The organism is Sarcina sp. DSM 11001, from assembly GCF_900101015.1.
In the GTDB taxonomy this organism is placed as follows: Bacteria; Bacillota; Clostridia; order Lachnospirales; family Lachnospiraceae; genus CAG-791.
In genome coordinates this window covers 1-5,141 of sequence record NZ_FNFZ01000060.1, presented here as the reverse complement: position 1 = coordinate 5,141, position 5,141 = coordinate 1, and the positions used below count along the sequence as shown (strand labels likewise).

Sequence of the window (5,141 nt, the reverse complement as noted above, 5' to 3'; positions counted from 1 at the left end):
GAAGACGGAAAACCTGTAATGGAGACCGTCACCTACTACGTGACAAAAGACGGTGAACTGACAACAGAAGAAACAGTCCTCAAAGTGACAGACGGGTTCACGGCGGTCGAAGAATTTGATGGCCATGAGCTTGCTTATGATGAAGAAAACAAAGTCTGGTACTACACGGACGAGAACGGAGAAAGGGTCGAAGTAGAGGACGAAGACGTCCAGATCAACTACACGAAGAGCTTTGATGACCTGCCTGCCGGCGAATACACCGTGACCGAGACCAACACGGCGATCAAGGGCTACGAGCTGCAGGATGAGACCTCCGTGCTCACTGGCACCGCGACCGTAATGGCCGGCGTAGCCAGCACATCCACAGACGCGCCGAAGGTAGAGCTCTCTGACGAATACGTGAAGTCTCTCGGCAACTTCGAACTCACCAAGACCATCCTTGGCGACATCACCGAGGATGAAGCCAATGGCGCACTGACCTTTGTGATCAAGACAGAGGACAACAAATACCTCAAAGCAGACGGAACTCTTACCGATAATACGGAAGAAGCCACGCTGCATCTCTCCGATTTCACGATCGATGAAGAAGACAGCACAGACACCTCCACAGTCTATGTCCTTCGTTTTGAGGGCATAGAACTCGGCGAGTACACCGTGACAGAAGCGACAAAGGATGTTGATGGCAAGACTGTTACCGTCGAGTACACCGTGACGGATGCCGACGGAAATGAAGGCGAAAAGGTTGAAAACATTGACGAAGCAGTGGCGACTGTCGAAGCCGGCAAGACCACCAGAGTCGATTTCAGGGATGATTACACCAACATCCCCGAACCCAAGAAGGGCAACCTTGAACTGGTCAAGACCATCAAGGGTGTCATTACACCCGAGGAAGCTGCAGGACTCCTGACCTTCGTGATTTCCACAAAGGTCAATGAGGATGGCACAGAAGTAACCAAATATCTGAAGGCAGACAAGACTCTGACTGACAGCGCGGACGATGCCGTCATCAGGCTGGATGCCTTTGAAAAGGCTGCAGGCGTAGGCGGAACGACCGAATATGTCCTGAAGTTCGAAGACATTGATCTCGGCACTTACACCGTGACTGAGACCACCGCGGACATTGACGGCAAGGAGTACACTGTCACCCACAAGCTGGGCACGGAGGACGAAGCCACAGAAGGTCCCGAAGTTTCAGCAGAAGTGACCGACGGAGAGACCACCAGGGTCGAATTCGAAGATGATTACCACTACGAGACAGGCAGTCTTACCATTAAGAAGTCTGTCGGCGGTGATGTCACCGAAGAAGAAGCCGAAGGCGCCCTGAAATTCGAAGTCAAGGTTACTTTCACAGAAAACGGCGAAGACGTTACGAAGTGGCTTGACAAGGACGGCAAACTCCATGATGAAGCTGTCGAACTCACCATCAAAGACGGCTTCGTGACCACCGACGGCGGAAAAACCTATACCAAGACTTTTGCGGAAGCAGTTGTCGGTGACTATGAGGTTACTGAAACCAATACAACTATTCCGGGATACAACTTTATTTCCGGACAGTCCGTAACAACTGCGGGTACGACGATCACCAAGGGAGTCGAAGAAACTGTTGAGATCAAGGATGAATACGAGAAACAGGCCGGTATCCTTGAACTGACCAAGACCATCAGAGGCGAGATCACAGAGGACGAGCGCAACGGCGCGCTGACCTTCATCGTCAAGGCTGAAAACGGCAAGTATCTCAACAAGAATGGCGGTCTCGTTGAAAATGAAGAAGACGCCACCCTGACCCTCGCGGATTTCAATTACGATGAAACAACTGACACCTATACCCTGATCATTGAAAATGTGGATCTTGGAAACTACACCGTGACTGAGACCACCAAGGATGTGGAAGGCAAAGACCACACCGTCAAATACTCCGTGAACGGCGCGGATGCCGTGGACGGCAATGAGACGCAGGCAGAGATCGAGGACAAGCAGACCACGACCGTTGCCTTTGAGGATGATTTCGTCCAGCAGACCGGCGACTTCACGATCACGAAGAGCGTCGGCGGCGACGTGACCAGGGAAGAGGCCGAAGGCGCCCTGACCTTCACCGTTACCACCACTGTTAAGGAGGACGGCGAGAACGTCACGAAGTGGCTGAAGGCGGACGGATCCTTCAGCGATACGGAAGTGATCCTCACGATCCTCAATGACGGATTCACGACCACGGACGGCGGAAAGACCTACACCAAGACATTCGAGAATGTCCCTGTGGGCAAATACGCCGTACAGGAAGTGAACAACACCATCCCCGGCTATAACTTCCTTTCTGAGCAGTCTGTCACCGAGGCAGATGCAACTGTGACGAAGAACGAAGCAGCCGGAGTTACACTCAAAGACGAATACGAGAAACAGAAGGGTAACCTGAAGCTCACCAAGACCATTCTGGGTGACATCACTCAGCAAGAGGCCGAGGGAGCACTTCGGTTCACCATCACCACAAAGGTCACTGAAGACGGAGAAGAGGTCACGAAGTACCTCAATGCGGACGGGACGCTGAGCAGCAGCCCGGTCGAGATTACTCTTAACCAGTTTGAGCATCATGCTTCTGAGAATCCGGAAACACCCGGAAAAGAAGACCACGAATATGTCCTTACATTCGAAGATCTTGAACCCGGTGATTACACCGTGACTGAGACCACCATGGATGTCGACGGAAAGACAGTAACCGTTGAATACATGATCAACAACAGCGGCGAGAGGCTCCCCGGAACAGAGGTGACCGCTGCCGTCGAAGACAAGGAAACCACTGAAGTCGTCTTTGAAGATGACTACACCATCATTCCCGAGCCTGAAAAGGGCAACCTCGAGCTGGTCAAGACCATCGAAGGCGCGATCACTGAGGAGGAAGCCGAAGGCAAGCTCACTTTCGTGATTTCAACCGAGGTCACAGAAGGAACAGGAACGGTAAAGAAGTATCTCAAGGCTGACGGAACTCTCACGGACAATGCAGAGGAAGCTGTCCTGACCCTGAAGGATTTTGCGCACGACGCAGGTACAGACGAGTATATCCTGAAGCTGGAAAACATCGACCTTGGAGAATACACCGTGACTGAGACCACAGAGGATATCGATGGAAAGACTTATACCGTCGAGTACCGTGTGGGCGACAGCGAAGACATGACCGAGGCTGAGACGGGCACCGGCAATACTGTCAACGCTGAAGTTGCCAATGAAAAGACCACCAGGGTTGAATTCAAGGATGATTATGCATACGAGACCGGAAGCCTCGTGATCACCAAGAGCGTCGGCGGTGATGTGACCGAAGAAGAGGCCGATGGTGCCCTGCAGTTTGAAGTGATCGCAACGATCATGGACAACGGCAGTGAGATCACCAGATGGCTGAACGCGGACGGCACACTCAGCGACAGCCAGGTCATCCTGACAATTAAGGAAGGCGGATTTGTAACAGCAGACGGCGGAAAGACTTACACGAAGACATTTGAAAATGTCCCGACCGGTGAGTACACCGTCAATGAGACCAACACAAAGATCGAAGGATACAACTTCATCCAGGAAAGCTCTGTGACGACTGACACCACTACGGTCACCAAGGACACGTCCGCAGGAATCGAACTTGTAAATGAGTACGAAAAGAAAACGGGCAGCCTGCAGCTGACCAAGACCATCAAGGGCGATGTCACACCGGAGGAAGCAGCCGGACTGCTGACCTTCGAAGTGAAGACCACTGTTACCGAGAACGGAGAAGAAGTTGAAAAGTGGCTCGGCAAGGACGGAAAACTTTCTGATGAAAAAGTCCAGCTTACACTTGAGCGCGATTTTGACTTCGATGAAGAGACAAAGAAATACACATTGACCATCGAAAATGCCGGCATCGGTGAATATACCATCATCGAGACCGACAAGGATGTCGACGGCAACGATGTCACCGTCTCCTACAAGATCAACGGCGGCGAGTCCACGACCACTGCGGATGCGACAGCAACTGTGGAGATCAAAGACGGCGAAACCACAAATGTTGAATTTGAGGACGACTACGACAAGCACACCGGCAGCATTGAGCTGACCAAGACCATAAAGGGTCCTGTTACCGAAGAGGAAGCCAAGGGTGCACTGACATTCCATATTTCTACTGAAGTGACAGAAAACGGCAAGACGGTCACCAAGTACCTTAAGGCTGACGGAACCCTTACCACAAAACAGAATGAAGCAACCCTGACACTGACTGCCTTCTATCATGTAGACGGTTCTGATTCGTATACCCTGAAGATCGAGAACGTAGAGCTTGGAAACTACACCGTGACCGAGACTACGAAGGACATCGACGGGAAAAACGTGAGCGTCACCTACAGCGTAAACGGCGGCGAGAGCCAGACCGGTACATCCGCAGACGCAGCCGTCGAGAAGGACGAGACCACCACAGTCGCCTTCGAAAACAGCTACGTGAACCAGACCGGAACCCTGCAGCTGACCAAGACCATCAAGGGCGAAGTGACTCCTGAGGAAGCAGCAGGCCTGCTGACCTTTGAAGTTACTACGACCGAGGGCGAAGGCGAAAACCAGAAGACCTTCTGGCTCGGCAAAGACGGCAAACTTACAGAAGAGAAGACACCGCTGAAACTCAATGACGATTTCACCTTCAACGAGGAGACCGGAACCTACACCCTGATCATCAACAATGTTGTGGTCGGCGGATACACCATCACCGAGACCGACAAGGATGCAGAAGGCAATGACGTAACTGTCACCTACACCATCAACGGCGGCGACAGTCAGACCGGTGACACAGCGGAAGCGGAAGTCAAAAACGGAGAGATCACGAATGTTGATTTCGAAGATGACTACAAGAACCAGACCGGAACCCTCGAGCTGACCAAGACCATCAAGGGCGATATCACCCCCGAAGAGATCGACGGAGCCCTCCGCTTCGAGATCACGACCGAGGACGGAAAGTGGGTCGGAACAGACGGAAAACTGACCGGCGAGAAGACTGAGCTCACGCTCGCGGACTTCGAGAAGATCAGCGACCAGAACTACAAGCTGACGATCAACGAGATCGCAATTGGAAACTACACCGTTACCGAGACCACAAAGGATGTCGACGGAAAGGATGTAACAGTCACTTACAAGGTCAACGG

Annotated in this window: 1 protein-coding gene; it reads left to right on the top strand. The window is 52.2% G+C overall.

Translation table 11 applies throughout. The annotated features are described in order from the left end of the window. On the top strand, positions 1–5,141 hold a 5,141-nt coding region (locus BLT02_RS17445; RefSeq protein ID WP_175453915.1), incomplete at both ends, for a DUF5979 domain-containing protein.